This is a genomic window from Roseivirga spongicola (genome assembly GCF_034376045.1).
Classification (GTDB): domain Bacteria; phylum Bacteroidota; class Bacteroidia; order Cytophagales; family Cyclobacteriaceae; genus Roseivirga; species Roseivirga spongicola.
Genome location: NZ_CP139724.1, coordinates 1,986,489 through 2,010,744, shown reverse-complemented (window position 1 = coordinate 2,010,744; position 24,256 = coordinate 1,986,489). Strand labels below are relative to the sequence as shown.

At 40.8% G+C, this 24,256-nt stretch carries 27 protein-coding genes; 21 read left to right on the top strand and 6 right to left on the bottom strand.

The genetic code is table 11. The annotated features are described in order from the left end of the window. The first annotated feature begins 56 nt into the window (after positions 1-56). From rpmB to T7867_RS08860, 10 genes are all read left to right on the top strand, one after another. Positions 57-296 carry a 50S ribosomal protein L28 gene (gene rpmB / locus T7867_RS08905; RefSeq protein ID WP_068218327.1) on the top strand — a complete coding sequence of 80 codons (240 nt, stop codon included), beginning with the start codon at positions 57-59 and terminating at the stop codon, positions 294-296. A gap of 25 nt (positions 297-321) precedes the next feature. Continuing rightward, on the top strand, positions 322-1,788 hold the full coding sequence (locus T7867_RS08900) for an aminopeptidase P N-terminal domain-containing protein (RefSeq protein ID WP_322300095.1): 1,467 nt from the start codon (positions 322-324) through the stop codon (positions 1,786-1,788). A 51-nt stretch (positions 1,789-1,839) separates the two neighbouring features. After that, the gene (locus T7867_RS08895; RefSeq protein WP_068218321.1) at positions 1,840-2,538 is read left to right on the top strand and encodes a class I SAM-dependent methyltransferase; all 699 of its coding nucleotides are present in this window, start codon (positions 1,840-1,842) and stop codon (positions 2,536-2,538) included. Then, positions 2,535-2,675, top strand: a complete 141-nt coding sequence (locus T7867_RS08890) for a hypothetical protein (protein WP_157717550.1) — start codon at positions 2,535-2,537, stop codon at positions 2,673-2,675. The genes T7867_RS08895 and T7867_RS08890 overlap by 4 nt, the downstream gene beginning before the upstream one ends. A 252-nt stretch (positions 2,676-2,927) precedes the next feature. Further along, positions 2,928-3,587: a porin family protein gene (locus T7867_RS08885; protein ID WP_068218318.1), complete on the top strand. Its 660-nt coding sequence runs from the start codon at positions 2,928-2,930 to the stop codon at positions 3,585-3,587. Between the two features lie 35 nt (positions 3,588-3,622). After that, the gene (locus T7867_RS08880) at positions 3,623-4,684 is read left to right on the top strand and encodes a serine hydrolase domain-containing protein (RefSeq protein WP_068218315.1); all 1,062 of its coding nucleotides are present in this window, start codon (positions 3,623-3,625) and stop codon (positions 4,682-4,684) included. Between the two features lie 10 nt (positions 4,685-4,694). Further along, positions 4,695-5,123, top strand: a complete 429-nt coding sequence (locus T7867_RS08875; RefSeq protein WP_068218312.1) for a hypothetical protein — start codon at positions 4,695-4,697, stop codon at positions 5,121-5,123. Then, complete coding sequence (locus T7867_RS08870; RefSeq protein WP_068218309.1) at positions 5,101-5,751, top strand: CatB-related O-acetyltransferase; 651 nt, start codon at positions 5,101-5,103, stop codon at positions 5,749-5,751. The genes T7867_RS08875 and T7867_RS08870 overlap by 23 nt, the downstream gene beginning before the upstream one ends. A gap of 1 nt (position 5,752) precedes the next feature. Further along, complete coding sequence (locus tag T7867_RS08865; protein ID WP_068218306.1) at positions 5,753-6,400, top strand: DUF4386 family protein; 648 nt, start codon at positions 5,753-5,755, stop codon at positions 6,398-6,400. Between the two features lie 189 nt (positions 6,401-6,589). Continuing rightward, complete coding sequence (locus T7867_RS08860) at positions 6,590-8,341, top strand: FAD/NAD(P)-binding protein (RefSeq protein WP_068218303.1); 1,752 nt, start codon at positions 6,590-6,592, stop codon at positions 8,339-8,341. A gap of 11 nt (positions 8,342-8,352) precedes the next feature. Here the strand turns inward: T7867_RS08860 and T7867_RS08855 are convergent, their stop codons facing one another. Further along, positions 8,353-9,258, bottom strand: a complete 906-nt coding sequence (locus T7867_RS08855) for a mechanosensitive ion channel family protein (protein ID WP_322300094.1) — start codon at positions 9,256-9,258, stop codon at positions 8,353-8,355. A gap of 178 nt (positions 9,259-9,436) precedes the next feature. Between T7867_RS08855 and T7867_RS08850 the strand changes: the two genes are divergently transcribed. The 11 genes from T7867_RS08850 to T7867_RS08800 all read left to right on the top strand — a co-directional run bounded on the left by T7867_RS08850 (position 9,437) and on the right by T7867_RS08800 (position 17,619). Beyond that, on the top strand, positions 9,437-10,012 hold the full coding sequence (locus T7867_RS08850; RefSeq protein WP_322300093.1) for a Crp/Fnr family transcriptional regulator: 576 nt from the start codon (positions 9,437-9,439) through the stop codon (positions 10,010-10,012). A 60-nt stretch (positions 10,013-10,072) separates the two neighbouring features. Further along, positions 10,073-10,513, top strand: a complete 441-nt coding sequence (locus tag T7867_RS08845; protein ID WP_322300092.1) for a carboxymuconolactone decarboxylase family protein — start codon at positions 10,073-10,075, stop codon at positions 10,511-10,513. A gap of 124 nt (positions 10,514-10,637) precedes the next feature. Further along, positions 10,638-10,820 (top strand): 50S ribosomal protein L33, encoded by a 183-nt coding sequence (gene rpmG / locus T7867_RS08840; protein WP_068218291.1) that lies wholly within the window; start codon positions 10,638-10,640, stop codon positions 10,818-10,820. Between the two features lie 2 nt (positions 10,821-10,822). After that, positions 10,823-10,978, top strand: coding sequence for a DUF4295 domain-containing protein (locus tag T7867_RS08835; RefSeq protein WP_084375596.1), 156 nt, complete (start codon positions 10,823-10,825; stop codon positions 10,976-10,978). A gap of 183 nt (positions 10,979-11,161) precedes the next feature. Further along, on the top strand, positions 11,162-12,115 hold the full coding sequence (gene ftsY / locus T7867_RS08830; RefSeq protein WP_322300091.1) for a signal recognition particle-docking protein FtsY: 954 nt from the start codon (positions 11,162-11,164) through the stop codon (positions 12,113-12,115). A 181-nt stretch (positions 12,116-12,296) separates the two neighbouring features. Then, complete coding sequence (locus tag T7867_RS08825) at positions 12,297-12,557, top strand: hypothetical protein (RefSeq protein WP_068218285.1); 261 nt, start codon at positions 12,297-12,299, stop codon at positions 12,555-12,557. 78 nt (positions 12,558-12,635) lie between these two features. Continuing rightward, on the top strand, positions 12,636-13,034 hold the full coding sequence (locus T7867_RS08820) for a transposase (protein WP_273513439.1): 399 nt from the start codon (positions 12,636-12,638) through the stop codon (positions 13,032-13,034). After that, positions 13,031-13,963, top strand: coding sequence for an IS3 family transposase (locus tag T7867_RS08815; protein ID WP_322300090.1), 933 nt, complete (start codon positions 13,031-13,033; stop codon positions 13,961-13,963). Before T7867_RS08820 ends, T7867_RS08815 begins: the two co-directional genes overlap by 4 nt. A gap of 131 nt (positions 13,964-14,094) precedes the next feature. Beyond that, entirely contained in the window at positions 14,095-15,411 is a 1,317-nt protein-coding gene (gene rimO / locus T7867_RS08810) for a 30S ribosomal protein S12 methylthiotransferase RimO (RefSeq protein ID WP_068218282.1), read from the top strand. 59 nt (positions 15,412-15,470) lie between these two features. Next, a complete protein-coding gene (gene bshC / locus T7867_RS08805) occupies positions 15,471-17,054 on the top strand; it encodes a bacillithiol biosynthesis cysteine-adding enzyme BshC (protein WP_322300089.1) in 1,584 nt (527 codons plus the stop codon). Further along, positions 17,047-17,619 carry a 5-formyltetrahydrofolate cyclo-ligase gene (locus T7867_RS08800; RefSeq protein WP_322300088.1) on the top strand — a complete coding sequence of 191 codons (573 nt, stop codon included), beginning with the start codon at positions 17,047-17,049 and terminating at the stop codon, positions 17,617-17,619. The genes bshC and T7867_RS08800 overlap by 8 nt, the downstream gene beginning before the upstream one ends. On the opposite strand, the gene T7867_RS08795 is transcribed toward T7867_RS08800, so the two are convergent. The 5 genes from T7867_RS08795 to T7867_RS08775 all read right to left on the bottom strand — a co-directional run bounded on the left by T7867_RS08795 (position 17,616) and on the right by T7867_RS08775 (position 24,184). Next, entirely contained in the window at positions 17,616-21,311 is a 3,696-nt protein-coding gene (locus T7867_RS08795; RefSeq protein WP_322300087.1) for a sialidase family protein, read from the bottom strand. The two genes, T7867_RS08800 and T7867_RS08795, sit on opposite strands and share 4 nt — an antisense overlap. Before the next feature lie 3 nt (positions 21,312-21,314). Next, positions 21,315-21,692: a hypothetical protein gene (locus tag T7867_RS08790; protein ID WP_288340888.1), complete on the bottom strand. Its 378-nt coding sequence runs from the start codon at positions 21,690-21,692 to the stop codon at positions 21,315-21,317. 92 nt (positions 21,693-21,784) lie between these two features. Continuing rightward, complete coding sequence (mnmD, locus tag T7867_RS08785; RefSeq protein WP_322300086.1) at positions 21,785-22,465, bottom strand: tRNA (5-methylaminomethyl-2-thiouridine)(34)-methyltransferase MnmD; 681 nt, start codon at positions 22,463-22,465, stop codon at positions 21,785-21,787. Then, positions 22,466-22,942 carry a 2-C-methyl-D-erythritol 2,4-cyclodiphosphate synthase gene (gene ispF, locus T7867_RS08780; protein ID WP_068218266.1) on the bottom strand — a complete coding sequence of 159 codons (477 nt, stop codon included), beginning with the start codon at positions 22,940-22,942 and terminating at the stop codon, positions 22,466-22,468. Next, positions 22,943-24,184 carry a M16 family metallopeptidase gene (locus T7867_RS08775; protein WP_068218263.1) on the bottom strand — a complete coding sequence of 414 codons (1,242 nt, stop codon included), beginning with the start codon at positions 24,182-24,184 and terminating at the stop codon, positions 22,943-22,945. Positions 24,185-24,256 lie beyond the last annotated feature (72 nt).

The window sequence follows — 24,256 nt, the reverse complement described above, 5'->3', positions numbered from 1 at the left end:
AATTTTTATTCAGATATTTGCAGTCCGTTTGAGAAAAGCGGATAATTCAGATAGTTATGGCAAGAGTTTGTGATATCACAGGAAAGAAAGTACAGGTAGGAAACAATGTTTCTCACGCTAACAATAAAGTAAAGAGAAAGTTCTACCCTAACCTGCAGAAAAAGAGATTCTATATCCCTGAAGAAGACAAGTGGATCACTTTGAAAGTATCTACTTCAGCAATCAGAACCATTAACAAAAATGGTATCTCTGCAGTACTAAAAAAAGCAAGACAAAACGGTAACATTTTAGTATAATAGCGTTACAGAACGTTATTATGCTATGATTAAAACCATAAGAATATATTCAATCCTGATAGCGTTGCTATCAGGATTTTTTGTTTGCCAGGCACAAGAGCGAAGAGGGGACTATCTTTCTGCCGAATTTCATAAAGACAGGCGAGAGCAGCTCAGAAAGCGCATGCCTCAAAACTCTGTTGCCGTATTTTTCGCTAATCCAGTTCGCAACAGAGCCAATGATGTAGACTACGTCTACCATCAAGACCCGAACCTCTATTACCTTACAGGCTACCGAGAGCCACATGCAGTTTTACTTGTTTTTAAAGAGCAACAAACTGATGCAGATGGCGAAGGCATTAATGAGATTTTCTTTGTTCAGGAGAAAAACCCCATGGCCGAAATGTGGACGGGCCGAAGAATGGGAATTGAAGGGGTTAAAGAACGGTTGAAAATTGAGCAAGCCCACAATGGCTCTACTTTCAAAGATTATAATATAGATTTCAGCAAGTTCGATAAAGTGCTTTTCTACGACTTTAAGAACGATGTAAGAGACAACCCTAATGACCAAGCCGATCTATACAGCTTAATCAATCAGTTTAAGCAGAAGGCTGGCTACATCTCTGACAACAATACGCTAGGCAAAGAACTTCCTTCTAAAAACTTAGACGTAAAGGAGCTAAACAACATTATGTCGGCACTCAGAGGCATAAAAACTCCAGAAGAAATTGAATTGCTTCGCAAAGCAGTATTTATTTCTACTGTTGGTCAGGTAGAAGTAATGAAAGCCATGAAGCCAGGTATGTCAGAAACCGAAATTCAAGGCATTCATGAATATGTGTTTAAGAAATACGGATCTGAATATGAAGGCTACCCTTCAATTGTAGGTGCTGGCAATAATGGTTGCATTCTACACTATATTGAAAATGAAAAACCACACATTGAAAGCAAAGAAATGATTCTGATGGATCTTGGCGCAGAGTACCATGGCTACACAGCTGATGTTACGCGCACCATTCCAATTGATGGAAAGTTCTCTCCAGAAGAAAAGGCTATTTACGACCTCGTATTAAAAGCTCAAGACGTAACCATCAAAATGAGCAAGCCAGGAACAACATTTAGCGAAGTTACCGCCAAAGCAAGGGAAATTATTAACGAAGGCTTGGCCGAATTAGGCATTATTTCTAGCCCTAAAGCCCGCCATCTTTATTTCCCACATGGACTGTCGCACCATATTGGCTTAGATGTACACGATTTAGGCACTTATGGAGAAATGCAGGAGAATATGGCCATTACCATAGAGCCTGGTATTTATATTCCTGAGGGCTCAGATTGTGACCCTAAATGGTGGGGCATTGCCGTTAGAATTGAAGACGATATCCTAATCACCAAAGACGGCTACGAACTGCTGTCCGATTTTGCCCCAAGAACAACTGAAGCTATTGAAACCATGATGAAGCAACCTAGCCCACTAGATGCTTTCAATTTACCAGACTTTAAAGGCAAAAAGTAATTTTTCAAAAACATCACCTATAATCTAAACCGACAGGGGACATTTTCGAATATGGCCATCAATAACTACTACCAAGAAAATAGCGCATATCTAGAAAGCAATCCATCATGGCATATCGAAGACTCACCATGGAAGGCAAAGCAGATTCTTAAAATGATTAAGAAAAACTCGCTTCAAATTAACTCAATTGCCGAAATCGGCTGCGGAGCTGGTGAGATTCTGAACCAGCTACAGACCTCTTTACCTAAAAATGTACTATTCACTGGCTTTGATATTTCTCCGGACGCTATCAAAATGGCTCAAAAAAGAAAAAGCCAAAGGGTATCTTTTAGACAGGAGGATATGATAAAATCTAGAGAGTTCTTTGACCTTCTACTTATGATTGATGTGTTTGAACACGTGGAGGACTATATGGGGTTCCTAAGAGCATGCAAAGATAAGTCGGAATATAAATTATTCCACATCCCTCTTGACGCCTCAATGTTTATGATCTTTAGGAATAAACTCTTAACCATGAGAAAATCTGTTGGCCACCTACATTATTTTATGAAGGATACTGCTCTTGCGACACTCTCAGACACAGGCTACGAAATTGTAGACCACTTTTACACTTCAATCATTTTAGATATCCCAAGAAAATCGATTAAATCAAAAATGGGCTACATGCCAAGAAGACTTTTATCTCTTATGAGTGAAGACTTTGCTGCTAAAACTATTGGAGGTTTCTCACTAATGGTGCTTGCAAAATGACAGAACTCCATAAATACTTAAGGCCTCCAACTACTCTCTGTTTTGCCCCAAGAACAACTGAAGCTATTGAAGCCATGATGAAGCAACCTAGCCCACTAGATGCTTTCAATTTACCAGACTTTAAAGGCAAACAATAGACTATCTATTGAAGGCAATTCAGGCCTAAAAAGCACTAAACGAGAAACTCACTCCAGACCAAAGGGTGGGTTTCTTTTTTTTTATACAATTAGAAAATCACTTTAAATTTACCCATACGGGCAAATCACTTTTCGAAAAAGTCCGGATTCTCACTTTACAAGTCCTGATCTGTTAACTCGGACATTTGAGTTTTTGCTACTCCCCACATTTGTATCATCACGAAGCAAAACAACAAGCAAAACTCAATTATCATGAAAAAACAACTTTTTACAATTGCACTCTTTTTACTGGCCAGTACGGCCTTTGCCCAAAAAACCTATTTAGACATTCTCGCCAACTACTCCCCTTCTACTTTCTATTATGGGAATTCAAATAGCGAACTAAAGGATTACCGTGAAAATTTAAAGGGTATTCAAGCAGGGCTTTCCTTTCAGGCCGGTATTACCGAGAACTTCACCCTAGTATCTGAGCTTTACTACATGCAAAAAGGTAGTAAGCTCAAGGCTGACAATCCTGTAAATGGAGTTAAAACTAAAACCCGACTTCACCTGATAGAAATGCCTGTACTTGCTAGGCTATATTTAGGCAAATTCTATTTAAATGCAGGGCCGTCTATCGCCTACCAAACAGGCGGAAAAGTAACACTTTCCCCCACAGAGACGTCTCCAGAAACTAAGACTAAGATTCAGTTTGGAAATGGAGATGATGAATATAAACGATGGGATGCTGGGGTAGAGTTTGGTGGTGGTTATGAACTTCCATTCAAGAAAACCATGCGAGTAACTTTTGATGTTCGCTACCACGTTGGCCTAGTAAATATCTCTAATGTTTCTGAAGTCTATAACAGATCGCTGCTCTTCAACGTCATGATTTCGAAACCATGGAAAACCAACCCATTCGCTAAAAAATAACTGAAGCCCAAAACAAAAACTCAAACAACAACATTATGAAAAACTCAATTTACACCTTCAGCCTTATACTAGTGGTCTTTTTATTAGGCTGTAGCAATGACGATGCACTAGCACCCACTGAACAGTTTACCGATGCGGAAAGCTATTTTTCCGATATCAACTTTCAAGGCTCGGTATTGATTAAGAAGAATGGAAATACCATTCTAAACAGGTCTTATGGTGAAGCAAACCTAGGTCAGAACGAGAGCAATACACCAGAAACAAAGTTCCGAATTGGCTCTGTAACCAAAACCTTTACTGCCATGGCTATGGTTCAGCTTAAACGCGATGGACTTATTGAAAGCTTTGACCAGAAACTAAGCGAATTTGATGATGAATTTCCCGAAGGAGATAAAATTAGCATTCGTCATCTGCTTAGCCACGGTTCTGGCCTGCCAGATTATGTAGACGCCATTGAGCCTATTGCAAAAAGTGGCACCTACGTATCTCCAGAAGATATTCTGGACGCCATAATGGAAACTGTAGAAGAAGATGGACTGCTCTTTGAACCAGGCAGTGCAGTGAGTTATAGCAACTCTAACTTTCTAATTGCCGCTTTATTGATTGACGAGCTAACAGATGAAGGCTATGAAGAATACATCAGGCTGAACGTTCTCGAGCCACTCAATATGAACGATACAGAGCTGGGCGAAAATGAAATTACAGAGTCTGGCTACGCTCATGGCTATGAAGGTTCAGAAGATGTATCTTCTTACCCAATGCCTGTGGCCTACGGAGCTGGCGACTGGACGAGCACAACAGCAGACCTAGCCCGTTGGGCAGAAGCTGTAATGGGTGACTGGTTCACGGCAGAAGAGCGTAATGACGTATTTCCTGGCGATGTGCCAGCAGGTTACACTATGTTCGGTTTAGGATGGTTCAAAAGCAACTTAGCCAATAAAGATTTCTATTGGCATGGTGGCGACATCTCGGGCTTTACAGCACTCATGGGCTTTGAACCAACAACTGGTGGAATTGTGATCGCACTGAGCAATCAGGGGGACAAGGGCGATCAGCGTTTCGAAATCATAGAGACGCTATTAGCGCACCAATTCTAAATCACCTAGCATGCCTATCCAAGCAAAATTCATTGTAACCAAAGTGCGTCTCTTGCAGGCGCTTTGGTTACTTCTTGCCGTTTTTCAGGCTTTAATTTTGGCTGGCTTAATAGACTACAAATACATAGCTGGTGGAAGACTCACAAGTTGGGAGCAAGCGCAAGAGCATTTGGTTATGGCCATTTCGGTCTTAATTGGCTTCACACTACTACTTGAAAAATTCTATAGAAGTATAGTAGAAAAAGACTGGTCTAAAAAGTGGTTACGTGGAGTCATTTTGGTCATTGGCATTTACTTTATTCTAAACACAGTGGGCAACCTTTTGGCGGTAACGCTTTTTGAAAAAGTAGCCTTCACGCCCATTACCGCAATTTCAGCTATCTTTTGTATCCAATTCGCCAGCAAATCAAACAAGTATGAAACAAGCACCGAACTGTAACGAACCATTCCCACTGCAAGGCTATAACAAGCTTTGTTTCTTGAAAAACGTGGTCAAGAATCCGAAGATAGAAATCGGTGATTTCACCTATTACGATGACCATGATGATGTAGCAAATTTCGAAAAGAATGTTCGCTACAACTTCGACTTTATTGACGACAAACTGATTATCGGTAAGTTCTGTAGCATTGCTTCTGGTGTTCAGTTTTTACTCAATGGAGGCAACCATTTAATCCAAGCCATCTCATCTTTTCCCTTTGCCATCTTTGGTCATGGGTGGGAGAACGCCATGCAAGACAAAGCCTACCCAGTAAGGGGCAGCATTACAGTAGGAAGCGATGTTTGGATTGGCCATGAGGCCGTAATTCTTCCTGGAGTAACCATAGGAGATGGCTGTATTATTGGCGCCCAATCTGTAGTTACCAAAAGTGTAGAGCCTTACACCATAGTGGGTGGAAACCCAGCAAAACCAATCAAAAAACGATTCAATGAAGAAGAAATTGAAACGCTCTTAAAAATTGAGTGGTGGAATTGGCCCGTTGATGTCATTACCCAAAATATTCAGCTGTTGACATCGAAAGATATTAAAGCCCTGATGCAAGTACACCAACAACTTAAAAGCGCTTAAAATGAAAACACTTTACAAGATTGGTGGAAGCGCTGCGCTAACCCAAGCGACTATCTACATATTTGGCTTTATCTTACTCATTGGCTCACTCAACCCTGAAGCAAGCTCCCTCAGCATAAATGAAAGACTAGCTTTTTTGAGTAGTAACCAAGCCCTTTATCAGTTATGGATTTTCGTAATCTATGTGCTCTTCGGTGTGGTATTGGTTTTTTTAAGCTTCGCTCTAAATGGCATCCTAAAAGCCAAGAAACCTATTCTTTCAGGCATAGCTGTCATATTTGGGTACATCTGGTCAGTACTCGTCATTGCCAGCGGTATGATCACGAACATAGGTTTAGAAGCCGCCTTAGCCCAGCAGCCCAAAAATATTCAACAAGCAAGTCAGCTTTGGCTTACCATTGAAACCCTTCAAAATGGATTAGGTGGTGGAGTTGAAGTAGTTGGGGGAATTTGGGTATTGCTTGTTACCCTTGCTGGCCTAAAGGCCCATCAATTGCCAAAGGTCATGCATTGGCTTGGGCTTTTGGTGGGTTTGGCTGGTATTCTAACTGTAATTCCAGGGCTCGGAGATTTAGGAGTCGTTTTCGGACTTCTCCAAATTGTATGGTTCGCTTGGCTGGGCATAGTCTTGCTTAAAACAAAAGATTAAACTCAAACCTCAAACAACAGAAAGGAAGCGCACCGAACTCTCGGAGTAGCTTCCTTTTGTTTTTCTATCCCTTTCTAATTTTTCCAAAACACATTTTACTTTAGAATAGTATCTATTTTAGATTAAGCATTTCAATACACTATTTTTCAAAAAACCTCAACAGTAACGGTGTAGCACACCCACTAGATTATGCTCAAAGAAAGAACCATTGGTATTGTTGGCATTGGCCCCAGAGGCGGACATGCATTTGAATCCCTAGTTGTAGAGTTAGCCAAAAAGAATGCACTTAGCGGAATACGCTTTATTCTTTTTGAAAGCACTGGTAATTTTGGAAATGGACAAGTCTATAGTCTTGATCAGTCTGAGGCTAACTGGATAAACATTCATGAGCGAATATTAGAAATTGAAGGGAGAGAAGCCGTCAATTTCGGAGACATAGCCATCCCTCCTTTTCCTTCGTACCATGAATGGATAAGCGTGAACTGGGAAGAGGCTTCTGTAACACTCGCAGACAGCTATCCACCACGTGCTAAAATTGGCAAATACCTCAAAGAACGATTTGAATCGTTGGTCAGCGCATTACGTGAGGCCAATATTGTATCACTTCGTACCGAACGAATTGAAAACTTAAGACTGAATGACGACCAATACATTACACTCAGCTCTTCCATAGAGCATTACGACCAACTCAACGAAGTTCTTTTAACCATAGGTCATCAACCTGCAGAACCATCAGAAGAGATTGTCGATTGGGAGCAAAAGACTGACCAGAATAAGAATATTGAACTATTCAGGTCGCCATACCCCTTGAGCAACATCCTTGAACATGAGCTTCTATCTCCCAATACCAAAATAGCTATCCGTGGTTTTGGATTAGCAGCTATAGACTTAATTAGAGCCGTTGCCAATAAGTTTGGAGCCTTCAACATAGAGCATCCAGAAACTCAATTATGCTCTTATAGCACCAACTACTCGTTAAAAAACTTACTCTTTCCTTACTCGCCCGATGGGCTCCCTCCTGTACCGAAGCCTTTAAATGCCGCTGTAGATAAATGGTTTCAGCCATCTGAACAGCAGATGAGCCATTTTGAAGGTGCAATAGGAGATAGAAAGACTCAGCGAGAAGCCAGCGATACCAGTTTCATATTGAAGGCTTTTGCCCCAATGGCAGCAGAAATATTTGAGCGCTTGCCAGCCCCCTATAATTATCAAATATCAGAAAAGGCTAAGGTTGAACAGGCCGTCATAGAATGGTTAAAAGACCAGAGCTATGAACACCCAACCATGTTGCCCAAAGACCTGTCGGTACTCGAAACTTTGCAGGCATATGTAGGAATGGCAGTTGGCAAAAGAGCCATAAGCTTGGATTACTGTATTGGTCAGGTTTGGCGGCATTGCCAGCCGTCCATTTATGAAGAGCTTTCTTATAACGTTTGCTCTAACAATGTAGCAAAAGAGATTGTAGCCTTAGATGAATCTACCAAGCGCTACTCATTTGGGCCTCCTGTGGAGAGCATCCAACAACTAATTGCGCTCATAAAAGCTGGTATTCTCAATGTTGACCTAGTTCATAACCCAGATATTAAAGTCACCAAAAAGGGATGGAACCTAAAAAAGGACGAATTAGAACATACTATTCCGATAATGGTAGACTCTGTTTTACCCTCCGCCAAAGTAGATCAGGTAAGCTCGAGTTTAGTAAAGAACCTTCTTACTCAAAACCTAATTCAGCCACTAGATGAAGAGTTAGGGATTGCAACAACAGATAAGGGCTACATCTTGTCAGAAAATGACCAAGAATTGCCAATGGCTCTTCTTGGCCGTTTGGCCAAAGGAACTGTTGTGGGAGTAGACGCCATTTTAGAATGCTTAGGGAAGCGCCCAAAAATTTGGGCTAAAGAAGCCAGCAGGAGACACCAACAATGGTTAGAAAAAGGTTAATCAATAAGGCATTACACTTTCCCTTTCAGGTTATCCTGCTCAATTTTACCACTCACAGTTACTGGTATAGCATATTCTGGTTTATAGATTTTAAGCTCCACAATATCGGCTGGCATAGAGAACCCTTCCTTAGTAAGTCTATCTACCGTTAGGCGCATCACTTCACTTTTAAGCTGAAGAACTGAGCCTTCAAAGTCGTGAGAATTTGTCCAGAAATGGATATTCAGATTAATTGTACTGGTACCGAATTCCTGAATAACCACAAAGGGTTCCATACCTTCGGCCTGCACTAGGCCATTTAACTTAGAGAGTTCATCTAGTACTACTTTATTGGCTTTCACCAAGTCATCTCCATAGTCTATACCAATTATAAAGTTGTGCCTCATCAAACCATCTCGGGTAAAATTGGTCAGCATATTTTTGATGAGCGAAGCATTCGGCACAAACACATCACGCCCATCGAAAGTGCGTACATGCGTACTTCTAAAGTTTAGTGCGCGCACCGTACCGGTCATTCCTTCAATCTCTATAATATCGCCAATGCTGAAGGGTCTGGAAAAGGCCAGAAAGAAGCCAGCTAAGAAATTTTCTCCAATATCTTTAAAGGCAAAACCAATAATTAAGGCCGAAACCCCAGCCCCGGCCAGCAAACTACTAGCCGCCTTGCTCCATCCAACCTCGTTGAGAAATGAGGTAAGGCCAATTATAAGGAAAATGAGAAATACAATTCGGGCTATGAAATTGGTAAGCAACTGATCATTGAGTCGCTTTATAAGCCTTCTCTTAATTAAAGATTGAAGCCCATAACCGATCAGTATGAAAATGATGAGCAGCCCGAACCCGATGAGAATTGACGGTGCGTTTTCCAGCACATTCGACCAAAAATTATCGAATGCTATTTGTAGTTTTTCGTTCATGGTTGAAGCAATTAAAAAATGGTTGACTTTTAGACAACTAGTAAAATGCTGACTTTTGTTTTGAATGAAGACGAAAATATAGACCACCAGAAATACCAATCTCCCACGTTCACTCCTTCAAGATTAACTGTAAACCAATTATTATTAAGCCCCAACAATCACCCCTACCTTAGCAACCATGAGCGAGTTTCTATTCAGGCACATCAATAAGTTTGTAAGTATTGATCACTCTCAATACCAAGCCATACTCCCCTTCTTTGAAGAGCAACAGCTCGAAAAGAAAGAAGTGGTAATTGAAGCCAATACCAAGTGCGACAAACTCTTCTTTGTAGAGAAAGGATGTCTCCATATATCTTTTATAGACACTGCGGGAATGGAAAAGACCGTAAAGTTTGCCATTGAAGGCTGGTGGATTACGGATTTTATGGCATTTAATAACCAACAACTAACGGAATTCAAAACCCAAGCAGTAGAGGCTTCTACTGTTTACAGCATCACCTATTCGGCATATTCAGATCTATTGCATCAGCACCCCAACCTAGAGCGATATTTCAGAAACATATGGGAAATAGCCTATGGCGCATCCATTATCCGAATGAAGTATGTTTTTGAATACTCTAAGGAGGAAATGTTTAACCGCTTTCGCGAAAACTTTCCAGAATTTGTAGAAAGAGTCCCTCAGTATATGCTGGCTACTTTCTTAGGGCTCACACCAGAATATTTAAGCAAAATAAGAGCAAAAAAGCTTTCTTAAACTAGGTTAAGTTTTTTCCATTCTTCACCCTCTAGTTTTGCTTCAAACAAAAAAAGAAAGATGGAAAACAGAATTCAAATTGATCAGATTGACCCTAAAAGTTTCAAAGGACTACTTACGTTAGAACAGCACCTTAATGACTGCAGCATGAACAAAACTCATGTTGAACTCATTAAAATTAGAGCATCACAAGTAAATGGCTGTGCCTTTTGCCTAGATATGCACAGTAAAGATGCTATTGTAAATGGAGAATCGGCACAGAGGCTCTTTGTACTGAATGGATGGAGAGACACGAACTTTTTCTCGGAAGAAGAGCAAATAATTCTGATGGTTACAGAAGAGGTTACCTTAATACACAATGGGGGCTTAAGCACCGAAACTTATAACAAGGCACTCTCAATTTTGGGCGAAAAATACCTAGCTCAGGTAATTATGTCTGTAGTAGCTATTAATGCTTGGAATAGAATTGCCATTAGTACGCATAAACCAATTACAGAATAATTAGATTTGTACCTTCATGTCTCTGATAGACAGGCAATTTATTTTAAATAAATTTTAAACTCTGCTTTTTAATATCAGAATCACATTCGTATATTTGCAGTCCGAATTTTGAAAGCGAAGAGAAATGGCTAAGAAAGGTAATAGAGTTCAGGTGATTATGGAGTGCACAGAGCACAAGGACAGCGGAATGCCTGGTACTTCAAGATACATCACTACCAAGAACAGAAAGAACACAACTGAGAGATTGGAGTTGAAGAAGTATAACCCAATTCTTAAGAAATATACAGTTCACAAAGAAATTAAGTAATCATGGCTAAGAAAGTAGTTGCAACCCTAAAGAAAGAAGGTGGTGTAAAATACGCCAAAGTGATCAAAGCAGTAAAATCTCCTAAGACAGGTGCTTACACCTTCAAAGAAGAGATGGTTACTGAAGATATGGTTAAATCTGTTTTAGCCGATAAATAAGAAATTACCTAATATCATATATATTAAAGTCCCGTTAAGGGACTTTTTTGTTTGCCACTTCTTTTCGTCATTCTGAACTTGATTCGGAATCTTAGCGTAAGAGGGAATGAATCCCGAAATAAACTCAGGACAACCAATTTGGCTACAGCATATTAAAAGACAACTTCATCAAACCTCATTACTATGGCACTATTCGGTTTATTTTCTAAAGACAAGAAACAAAAGCTGGATCAAGGACTTGAAAAGACTAAAGAAAGCTTCTTTGGCAAGCTTGGCCGTGCTGTTGCCGGAAAGTCTAAAGTAGACGATGAAGTTCTCGATGAACTCGAAGAAATACTCATCACTTCCGATGTTGGTGTAGAAACCACCGTGAAAATAATTGAGAGGATTGAGGAACGCGTAGCTCGAGACAAGTACATGAACACTACTGAGCTAGACCAGATTCTACGCGATGAGATTGCCGAACTCTTAGCCGAAAATAATACTGAAGACTTAGCCGACTTCAAACTTCCAGAAGGTCACAAACCGCATGTAATTCTTGTAGTAGGCGTTAATGGAGTAGGCAAAACAACTACCATTGGTAAACTAGCCGCTCAATTTAAAAGCAAAGGCAAGTCTGTTGTGCTTGGTGCAGCCGATACCTTTAGAGCTGCAGCAGTAGACCAGCTAAAACTTTGGGGCGAAAGAGTAGGCGTTCCTGTAGTTGCTCATGGCATGAACACCGACCCGAGCGCTGTAGCCTTCGATGCTATTAAACAAGGCGTTGAAACCGGTGCCGACTTAGTAATTGTAGATACTGCAGGAAGGCTTCATACCAAAGTGAACCTCATGAATGAACTCTCCAAGATTAAGAGAGTAATGCAGAAGTTTATACCTGAAGCTCCTCACGAAATTCTTCTGGTACTGGATGGCTCAACTGGTCAAAATGCTTTTATCCAAGCAAAGGAATTCACCAAAGCCACTGAGGTTTCTGCACTAGCAATTACCAAACTAGATGGTACAGCAAAAGGCGGTGTAGTGATTGGTATCTCAGACCAATTCAAAATTCCAGTTAAGTATATTGGTGTAGGAGAAAAAGTAGAAGACCTTCAGGTTTTCAATAAAGCGGAGTTTGTAGACTCTCTTTTCAAGAAGTAAACAAGAGCCCACAAAATAAGAGTAAAAACATGAACGTTCTCGTACGTTTTACTGCTCTTTATCGGTCAAACCTCATGACAACCTTTATCTAATCAACTGAAATACAATAAGTTAAATTCATGGCACTCATCTTGTTCCTTGAAGTACAGATAGAAAACATTTGTACATTAACGAACAACTTATGAGTGCTATAGCGATACAAATTCCCCAAGTAAGTGGCGAGCAAGACATTGAGGTAGAAGTAAAGATAAATGGTCAAAAACGCTCATACAATTACCGTGTAGAGGTATTCTACTGGGCCGACTGTGATAACCCAAGCGATGACAGAGTAGATTGCATTCGTCAAATCCTTTCAAAATATGACTCTGATTGGGAGCTTTACCAAATTGGAATGCCTACAGATGAGTTAGTACCTATTACTTTCAGAAAGAGAAGAGGGTAGTTTAGAGTTTTACGTTCAAAGTTTTATGTCTCTGTCCTTCCCTGAAATAAGTTGACCGTTTTTAACCGAAGAATAAAGATGTTAAAAACAGGAAAACGTATCAGGCGTAAACGCGTCTATTCAGAGGATTTCAAGTTGAAGGTTGTTAATTTTTACGAATCTGGCCAGCGGACAGTGCTGGAGATGGTGCGTGAATATGACCTTTGCGAAGCGACAATTTATTCATGGATATACCGATATTCGGAATACAACAAGAAGTCCGTACAGGTAGTGGAGATGAAAGACAGTCAGCAGCACAAGATCAAAGAACTGGAGCAAAGGGTCAGGGAACTGGAGCAGGCCGTTGGCCGCAAGCAGATCAGCATCGACTACCTAGAAAAGATGATTGAACTTGCCAAGGAGCACTATGATATCGACATCAAAAAAAACTACGACACCCCACAATCTGGTGGTTCCAAGAAAACAAGGGTCAAATGAGCCACAGCCTGAACCAACTGTACCGGGCGCTGGGTACAAGCAGGCAGTCGGTACACCAAAGCAGGCAGAGACAGGCCTTGTTCGACAAAGAACTGGAAATGCTGATAAAAGAAGCTGACCTGCTAAAATCAGAGCACCCAGGCTGTGGGGTGGAGAAAATGTATTATACGCTACAACCAAAAACGATGGGCAGGGACAAGTTCTGCGAGATATTCCTTTCGTTGGGCTATGGTGTGAAAAAAGTGAAAAATTACCGTAGGACGACCTTTCCAGGCCATATCCGCCACCCCAACCTGATTGAGGGCATGGAGGTGTCTAGGCCATTTCAGGTGGTGCAGAGTGATATTACCTACTTTGACCTGAATGGTAGATTTCACTACCTAGTTTTCATAATAGATGTGTACACGAGGGAGGTTTTGGGGCATCAGGTTAGCCACCATATGCGGGCTGAGGCCAACCTAAAGGCACTTGATATAGCACTCAAGAAGATGGCGTTCAGGCCAGGAGGGCTCATCCATCATTCAGACAGGGGTAGCCAATACGGGAGCGACCTGTACACCCGTAAGTTGAAGAAAAAAGGGGTGCACATCAGCATGGGGTTGACGGCTACCGACAATGCCTATGCAGAAAGGGTCAACGGCATCATTAAAAACGAATACCTGAAACTCTGGAACATCGGCAATGAACAAGACTTAAGGCACAAAACAGCCAGGGCGGTCAAACATTATAACCAGAGAAGAAAACATAGGGCATTCAACATGAAGTTCAGCCCAGCGGAGTTTTATCAAAACTGGTTAACTTTGAGTACCCAAGACAGGCCGAAGGTGATTATTTACACCGAAGGAAAACCAAATCTCAAAGGGGCATCGAGCCCCAATGAGATTTACCCAAGAACAGAACCTCAGGCTTATATTTGCCCGATGGAATGATTAATAGTTTGTAAAACAACGGTCAATGCTATTTAGGGATGGTCACTCATTGACCGAACTTTGAACTTCAAACCTAAAACTTGAAACTGACCAATTCTTCTTACCTTTGCCCTCCAAATTCATTGATTAATATGAAGGTTAAGGGGCTGAAGAAAGATAAAGTCAATATTGTTACACTAGGTTGCTCAAAGAACTTAGTGGATTCTGAAGTAATGTTGACTCAACTGAAGGGAAATGGAATTAAAACCACTCACGAGTCTAAAAAAGATGATGCTAACATTGTCATCATCAACACTTGTGGGTTTATAGACAATGCCAAGCAGGAGTCTATAGACACCATTCTTAGATATGTGGACGCTAAGGAAGAAGGGCTGGTAGAAAAAGTTTACGTTACTGGCTGTCTTTCACACCGCTATAAAGACGACCTAGAAAAGGAAATCCCTCAGGTAGATGCCTTCTTCGGCACTATGGAGTTGCCAGCGCTTTTGAAAAAATTCAAAGCCGACTATAAGCACGAACTTTTAGGCGACAGAATCACCACAACATCTAGTCATTACGCTTATTTGAAAATTGCTGAAGGATGTGACAGACCTTGCTCTTTCTGTGCTATACCTTTAATGCGTGGCGGACATAAATCAAGACCAATTGAAGAATTGGTTACCGAGGCTAAAAATTTAGCCAAGAACGGAACCAAGGAGCTTTTATTGATCGCTCAAGATTCTACCTACTACGGATTAGACCTTTACAAAAAGAGAAATCTTGCTGAGCTAATGCAGCGCCTTTCAGATGTTGAAGGCATTGATTGGATCAGGCTACATTACGCTTTCCCAACGGGTTTCCCAATGGATGTGCTCGATGTGATGGCCGAGCGTCCAAATATTTGCAACTACTTAGACATTCCACTTCAACATGGTTCAACCAATATGTTGAAGCTTATGCGAAGAGGTACTACAAGAGAGAAAACTGAGGCCCTTTTGGCCGAAATGAGATCTCGAGTACCTGATATAGCCATAAGAACTACGCTGATTGCTGGGCACCCAGGAGAAACTGAAGAAGACTTTGCCGACATGGTAGACTTTGTTGAAAAGTCACGTTTCGATCGCTTGGGAATTTTCACCTATTCACACGAAGAAAATACCCATTCATATAGTTTTACTGATGATGTTCCTGATGAGGTGAAACAAGAGCGTGCAAACCACGTAATGCAGATTCAAGAAGAAATTTCAAACGAAATCAATCAAGCAAAGATCGGCAAGACCTTTAAGGTACTAATTGACCGAAAAGAAAGTGGCAGCTTTATTGGCAGAACTGAACACGACTCGCCAGAAGTTGATAATGAGGTTTATATTGATGCTAAAAAGCACTACTTAAGAGTGGGTGATTTCGCTGAAATTAAAATTACTGATGCTACTGAGTTCGACCTATATGGTGAACCAGCACAAGGATAATTTCCGTTGTTTTGAACCTGAATGGCTGAAGGTTGTTACCTTCCATATAAACTGAATTTATGAGCACCTTAACTGAGACTGACTGTTTACTCTCTAAAATTGATTTTGACCAAACGAACAGTTTTTCATCATTCTTTTTAGACTATATATCAGGGAAAGAGTCTCTTCAAGGATTTCATAATGGATTGCCAACCAAGGAAAATTTCAAGAAGCAAATTGAAGGCAGAAACTTTCCTCAGTCGCATAGAGACGTGGTTTCTGAGCAGCTTGTAAAGCAATATGCAAACGTAGACGCTAGCCAAGCTACACTTTCTAACATTGAGCTGCTCAAAGAAGGAAATACTTTTACCGTAACAACGGGCCACCAGCTTAACATTTTCACTGGGCCTCTGTACTTCATTTATAAAATTGTCACCGTGGTTCGTGCTTGCGAAGAGCTTAAACACGAGTATCCGGAATATAATTTTGTACCTGTCTATTGGATGGCTTCTGAAGACCATGACTTTGAGGAAATTTCATACTTCAGGCTAAATGGCAAAAAGCTAGTTTGGGAAACAGACCAGCAAGGCGCAGTCGGTAGGTTCAACCTAAAAGGGATTGATAAAATATTTGAGCAGGTTTTAGGGATGCCTGTGTTCTTTGTGGATGCCTACAAGAAAAAAAACCTGGCTAGCGCGGTTCTTTCTTACGTTAACGAACTCTTTGGCGAACGAGGGCTCGTAGTAATTGATGCAGACAATGCCGCAATGAAGGAGTTATTTAAGCCAGTAATTCAATCGGATCTTTTCGAACACAAACCTCAAGAACTGGCTCAAAAGACTACTGAAGGTTTGGAGCAAGCGGGCTATTCGACACAGGTTTTCCCTAGAGAGATCAATTTCTTTTATCTGAAAGATGATATTCGTTCGAGGATTGTAAAAACCGATTCAGGCTTTGAAGTCTTAGAAACCAACCTCCACTTCTCAGAAGAAGAGCTGAAAGAAGAAATAGAAAAACACCCAGAAAGATTTAGTCCTAACGTATTACTGAGGCCATTGTACCAAGAGTTCTTACTTCCAAATTTGGCCTATGTGGGTGGCCCGTCAGAGCTCGTTTATTGGCTTCAGCTCAAAGGTATTTTCGATCATTTCGGCACTACCTTTCCTCTGTTAATGCCAAGGAATTTTGCTGCCGTTGTAGACAAAAACACCTTAAGAAAAGTTGAGCAAATTGACTTGACTTGGGAAGACCTCTTCAAAGAAGACCATGAATTGGTGAATGAAAAGGTTAAAGAACAGACCACATTCAAGCTCGATTTGAACGTTGAAAAAGCAAAGCTAGAAACCATTTATCAGCAGGCACTTCAGCAAGCTTTAGATGTGGATCAGACATTAGAAAGAATGGTGAAGGGGGAACACCGAAAAGCTGAAAAGACGTTAGAGAAAATTGAGCAGAAGATTCTGAAAGCAGAACGCAAGAACCAAGAAATACTGGTAAACAGAATATACGCTATCAAGGAAGCACTTTTCCCTGGAGGAGCACCTCAAGAGCGAAAAGACAACTTCCTTAACTTCTACATGACTAACCCTAACTTTGTAGAGGATTGCCTTAGTTCGCTCTCTCCTTTCGATTACCGATTCCATCTGCTCAAAACCAATGAATAAAAAGGTACTTCGCTCTATGTTTCTAGAAAAGCGGCTAACTCTGACTGCAGAGGAGCATAGCAGAAGAAATGAGCAATTACTAAAGCAATGCCAACAGTTTGTTAATTCAAGGACTAGTCTAAAAACAGCTCATATTTTTGTTTCAATGCCTGAGCAAAACGAGCCTGACACCTTAAAACTGATCGATTGGCTGATAGGAGAGAAACAAATGAGTGTATTAAGCTCTAAAACCTTCTATAAAGAAAGGAGGCTAAGTCATCATAAGATTATAAACTCCACTGACTTTGTACTTAACCCAAAAGGAATTCCAGAACCTACCAACTCAGCACTTGAAGACCCTAAACAGATTGATATAGTTTTTGTGCCACTCATCTCATTCGATGAACAAGGAAACAGAATTGGTTATGGTGCAGGACTATACGATAGGTTCTTAAAAGAAGTGAGGAGTGACTGCCTTAAAGTTGGTATGGCAATCACTCCTCCTCTTAATACTATTGACTATACCAATGAGTTCGATGTGTCTTTAGACTTCTGCATCAACCATCTTGGTATATATGAGTTCTAACGCGTCCGCTTCAATAATTTCACAGTTTCTTTTCTTTTATTTCCAACGGCTTCAAAGATATATAGACCATCTGCCTGACCTCGAATATCTATGTTCAACTTATCGCCAGATTGGTAATTAGCAACTTCACCAATAGCAACACTAATACCTGAAGCATTCACCACGTTGTACTCTACCCTTCCCGTAAACTCAACTGGAAGCGTTAGGCTAAACTGCCCAGCACTTGGGTTAGCATCTACCTGAATATTAGCAGCTTTTGAACTACCTGCTTCGAGTCCAGCAATTACGTTATTGATGGTATAGGTTTCTTCACTAAGAACAAGTCCATCGAAAGTATTACCACTAGCATCAGCAATATCCTGTGAGGCAGAAAAATTCAGATTGATTTCCCCATCTTCTATAATTTGAGCTACCTCCACTACGTAAGAACTATTATTTACCACCGCTTCTACTGAACTTATTTCAGCTTTTTCGATTGGATTTTCCAGCTGGAAGTCAGTTACATCTATGTTTCTAACATCTTCAGAAAACTCAACTAAGAAACTAACCCTATTCTGATCTGTGATTCTGGTGATCGGTGTGCTTCTTTTAAAAGTTGCGGTAGGTCGAGTGGTGTCTTCTATTGTATAAGATTCACTAGAACCGACCTCTCCAGTAAATGCGTTCCCTACCAAATCAGTTATATTATTGGAGTCTCTAAAGCCTAACGACAAAGTACCTTCTCCTCCAATATTCATTACTGAAACATCGAATACCGTTGCATCAGTAATTATGGCCACACTACCCACAATACCGTTAGCATCTCCCTCAACAAGGAAGTCATCGGAGCTTATATCTACAACGTCTTCATTAAAAGTAACTTTAAACCTTACAGTAGTAGCGTCTGTATTCTGAGTGGCTGGACTCAATCTTTCAATTGAAACCACCTCAGGACCAACTCCATCTAAGTTAACTGATACTATATTCGACAATCCAGAAATTTCGGTAGACTTACTAACCCTCAATTGATAATCGCCACCATCGAAAACCTCAAGCTCTGCGGAGTTAGCACCTTCAACCTCTACCCCGTTCTTCAGCCATTGATAGCTTAAGGGAATAGCTGAGTTAAATGATACATTCCCCCTAAGGGTATACGATTGGCTAGCCGAATTCTTTGAATAATTGATTCTAGGCGTGACACCAACGTCATATGTGGCTTTAAAAACTCCATTTCCGTGAGTACTTGCCACGACTAGACCTTCTATAGGCCTTACCACTACTTGAGAAACTACAACATTACCTATTGAATTGACGGCCTGCTGCTCCCAAACCGTGTTTTCACCATCTAAAGACTGGGTCATAAACAAGCCCACAGATGTTCCTACAAAATAATAGTTACCACCTTGGCCATCAGGCATAATAGCAACCGATCTAGTAGAAGGGCCAGCACCAGACCCATCAGGGTTTTCTTCTAAGTTTCCAGCTACAGGGGTCCATGTATCACCCCCATTCTCAGAAAGCCATAAACTAAGCACCTCATAATTAGAGTAACATACTAGAATTCTGTCGGCATCTCTGGGGTCTACAGCAATACTAGAGATATTACCTGTAGGCATATTTACATCACTAATTTGTTCATCTACCTGACCGTCAATTAAGTCTCTCGTATCGTTTACCTTAAATACTCGCCCATTCTGAGTTCCTAAATACAAAACACCTTCCGGTTGAATAGACATAGCCAATGCAGAGATTGGCTGTAGGCTCAAAAACCGTGAGCTTATTTCTCCCCATTGCCCATTTCCTGGATTCAACCTTAGATCATTAGTGAAAAATACTTTGGCATTGGATGCCACAAACATTTGTTCCTGATTTACCGGGTTAACAATGAACGGATTGATAAACAAGAAATCACCCTGATTATCTGAAGGGGAAATATTACCTGCAAACTCATAAGTATTGCCTATTAGCTCTAGCCTAAGCATATTTCCTCGTTGAGAGGAAACATAAAGTGAATTATGCGTTACTGCAGAAAAAGCACCATCACCGCCAAATACTTCAGTCCATGTTTCTTTGGCATTTGTAGTGGTTTTTGCCCAAGAGCCATTGTCTTGCATACCACCTAAAATCAATTGATCTGAAAGGTTACTTTCATTAATACTTACATGGTAAAACTGGGTAGTGATATAACCATTATTCAAAGAGCGCCAAGAAACGGGGTTATCGGTACTTTGAGTAGCTAAGTTATTCAGTGTTAAATGAACTCCTCCGTCTGTAGCAGAAATCATCTTGTTTGGGTTCGAAGGGAAAAAAGCATAGTCATGATTATCTGGATGATGATTTAAGTACCTAGGAAAGCTATTTGGGTTATTATCATTGCCGTACCCTCCAATCTGCATCCTTGTATTAGTTGTTGCAAACTTATCTGAAGATCTCAGTAGGTTGGTTCCTCCAATAAATAGCACATTACTATTACTTGGATGGACAGCAGCATATAAATTGTAACCTCCTTGTGTTGAGTGCCCTTCTCCGACATCATCATCAGAAACACCTAGGTTATCAGAAAGATCAGTCCATGAGTCAGAAATGTCGTTAAAAAGAAAAAGGTTATTAGAACCTACGAAATACACCTTTGTTTCGTCTGAAGGATCTATTGCTATTTCGAACCTATTAAATGTTGAAGGGAAGTTTGGCCCTGGGTCTAGACTCTCCCAAGTAACGCCATCTGTAGACATAAACAATCCATCTTCTGCACTAGAGCCATTGAAGCTAGAGCTTCCTATAGCGGCAAATAGCTTGCCTTGGGAAGTAATAGCAATATCGGTCAGGTTTATTCCTCCGTTGCTTTCACCCAAGACGACCTCCCAAGTTTCAAAGCCATCTGTGCTTCTAATTACCTTACTCAGTCCTGAAGCATAAATCTCTGTACCTGACTCTTCTGAATAGTCTATTGCCAATTGATCTATTATGGTAAAATCAGAGTTTCTGATGAGTACATCTGTTCCACTAGTTCCAGGTTGTGCTGTGCTTGCTATCAACTCCCAGGTCTCTCCATTATCAGCTGATTTATAAACACCATTCCCTCTAAAAAAAGCTCCTGAGGCTGAGGCAGAATTCCCTCTAAATTCTCCTGTGGAATAGTACCATTCATTATGATGACCTGCCCTTACATCTTGTACAATTGAAGTAACTGCTGGGTGGTCTTGCAGGCTCGATTTTCTGCTCCATGTTGTCCCCTGATCTTCACTTTTCCAAATACCTCCTGAAACACCTCCTGCTATTATGGTATTTTCATTATCTACATCTATGACAACAGCCCTAGTTCGGCCTCCGATATTATAAGGCCCAACACTTTCAAACTCAGCTCCAGAGGTAGTTGTGCTAGCAGATGATCTTAAAAATTTGAAAAGACTCTCGCCATCTTGCCCACCATCACTGGGCCTCAAGAATTTATCAGCATATTCCTTCTCTCTCTCTTTAATTCTGAAGGGAACCTCTCCTGTTTTTGGATTAACCAGCTGCTTGTACTCAAATTCAGTTCTATCTATTGGGTTTTCACTCAAAGGATCTTCTCGTTCCCCTTCCCCTTCTGGAATAGAGCTTGAATTAATAGTTACACTTTGAGAGATATGAGCTTCTTTGGGGTTATTGAGATAAACAATAAGTAAAACGGCAACGCAAATGCCCGCCAACAATGACACAATCCTCCTTCTCATATCTTAATTCTCAATTAAATTTAACTCTAGCACTCCTGCGCCCTTATCTATGGGAGACAAAGCATCAAATATTACTTCCGCTCCTTTTTTAAACTTCATCTCTTTAGTAGCATAAAGTATCACCGTTTCCGAAACATTAGGCTGCACCCCCGAAAAAGTACTACCAAAACTCAGAACCTCTTTGATCTGCACGGAATACTGAATCCTTTCGTCCAAGACATTAATATCTTGCACCTTTCCCCTGAGCCTAATACCATCCTTGTTCATCTGACCTGAACTAGCTAAAATCACACCGTCTTCATTTACTGGCAATTTTGAAGAAGCACAGCTTACCGCAAATAACGATACAACCACGGAAACTAGAATTAGAAAGACTCTCATAAGATTTTTACCGTTCATACTCAATAAGGGAAGTCGAATATACAGTTTTCTTCGCTACTCGAGCACTTCTGAATATGGAAAATGTAAACACCCTATTTCCTCGCCCTCACCATCTCCTTTTTTCCGGGAGGACCATCTATTGTTTCTACTTGCAGACCTAGCTCGGCCAGGTTTCTCTTGAATTGTCCTTGAGCACAGTAAGTAACCAGCACCGCCTTTTCGTCCATCATACTATATGTACAACCAAGTGCTTCAACATCCCACATTTCAGCTTGTTTGCTTGGCGCAAATGCATCATAAAATACGAGGTTGAACTTATATTCAGATCGAAAATCTTTTAATGAGGTCTTATGTTTGACAAAAGTGAAGTTTTCATTGAGTGACTGAGGCTCAGCCCAAGCGGCAGTATGAAGGCTTTGAAACTGTTCGGCACTTACACTACTTTCGAAAAGCGTGGTATAATTAAGCAGCTGATAAAGTTGCTGGTCTAATGGAAACGGCTCTAGCGTTTCGTAATGAATCTGGACATCAGAATGCTTCAAAGCAAAATCCCAGACCAATAATGCGTTTAGACCTGTTCCGAAGCCTACCTCTAAGATACTGATCTGCTTACAGCCTTCTTGAACCAATAACTCCAAGCCCTCTTTAATAAACACATGAAGAGACTCCGTTAAGGCTCCATGAGTGGAATGATAGGTCTCTTTTAATTGCGGGTTATATAATGAATGAGACCCATCTGAAGTAGTAATTAGGCGGATTGAATTCTCCTCCATCTATTTTTGAATTAGAACAGTAGCATAAGCGGCAACGCCTTCTTGCTTACCCACAAACCCTAGCTTCTCTGTTGTAGTAGCTTTAATAGAGATATCTTCTTCAGGAATTTCCATCACTTTAGCCAACACAGTTTTCATCTCCGGAATATGCGGATTTACCTTAGGCTGTTGCAAGCAGATAGTAGAATCTATATTAGACACTTCGTAACCAGCATCTCTCAATAGCATCATTACGCGTTGAAGTAAGATTTTACTATCAATGCCCTTGTAAGCTGGATCAGTATCAGCAAAATGATACCCGATGTCTCGCATATTAGCAGCACCAAGCAGCCCATCGCAAATCACGTGAATAAGTACATCGGCATCAGAGTGACCAACTGCACCATGAGTATGCCGAACTTTAATTCCTCCGAGCCAGAAATCTCTACCTTCTTCTAGTTTATGTACATCGTACCCAAAACCTACTCTAATCTTCATCTATTTCTTATTTGACTTATACCTCAAAACTGAGGCATTTTCTTTTCTCAAAACTTTTTTTGCAGCAGCCAGAATATCTTCAGGGCCTACACCTCTGATTTTAGCCAACTCTTGGTTCACTAAACTAACATCTCCTAGCATTTCGGCATAGGCAAGGTTCATCGCCCTATTTAGCAGCTCCATTTCAGAAAAAACCAAAGTTGACTCTGCCTTGTTTTTAACTTTTGTTACTTCAAGCTCTGAAAGCTCTTCAGACTTGAATGCTTCAATCAGATTCCAAATAGCTTCTTCTCCCTCCTCTATAGTGAATTCGGTATTTAGCTTTCCTTCAATAACGAACAAGCCTGGATCTAACGAACCTGAAACATGGGCTGACAGAGAGCTGAACATTCGCTTTTGCTCAATTAGCTCATTGTAGAGCCTTGAAGATTTACCTCTGCCAAGAATGTCACTCAACAGATCGGTGGCATGATAGCTATCGTCCAATCTGGCTCCCATATGAAACACCATGTAAAGCGAATCAATAGGCACATCTTCCTCTACTTCCAATAGCCTATACTCAGTCTGTTCCGGCTCAACAGGCAAATTCTTTTCAACTGCTTTACCCATTGGAATTTCGCCAAACCACTTTTCAGAAAGCCTCTTTACTTCTGAAAGAGTCACATCTCCGGCAACAACTAAAACTGCATTATTTGGCAGATAATACTTGAAGAAAAACTCCTTCACATCATCCATTGTAGCCTTTTCAATATGGCTTATCTCTTTACCAATAGTCGCCCACCTGTAAGGATGCTCTTTGTAGGCCAATGGCCGAAGTTTCAACCAAGCATCTCCATAAGGTTGGTTCAAATACCGCTGCTTGAATTCTTCAATCACCACAGAGCGCTGCACTTCTAAAACTTTAGGATCGAAAGAAAGGCTCAGCATTCTATCCGACTCTAACCAAAAAGCAGTTTCTAAATTGGAAGAAGGGAGCGTAATGTAGTAGTTGGTAATATCATTGCTGGTGAAAGCATTATTATCGCCACCTACTTTCTGTAAAGGCTCGTCATATTCGGGCACATGCTTGGAGCCACCAAACATCAAATGCTCAAATAAGTGAGCAAAACCGGTCTTTTCAGGGTCTTCATCTCTGGCTCCAACCTTATAGAGAAGATTAAAAGCAGCAATTGGTGCAGAATGATCTTCATGCACAATCACCTTCAGTCCATTAGCTAAAGTAAAACTCTCGTAGTTAATCATTGCAGGTGGCCAAGTTAAAAATAATGACCCTTAATTTTTGCAATTGGGGCTTTACTTTAATTTTGCTCCCTA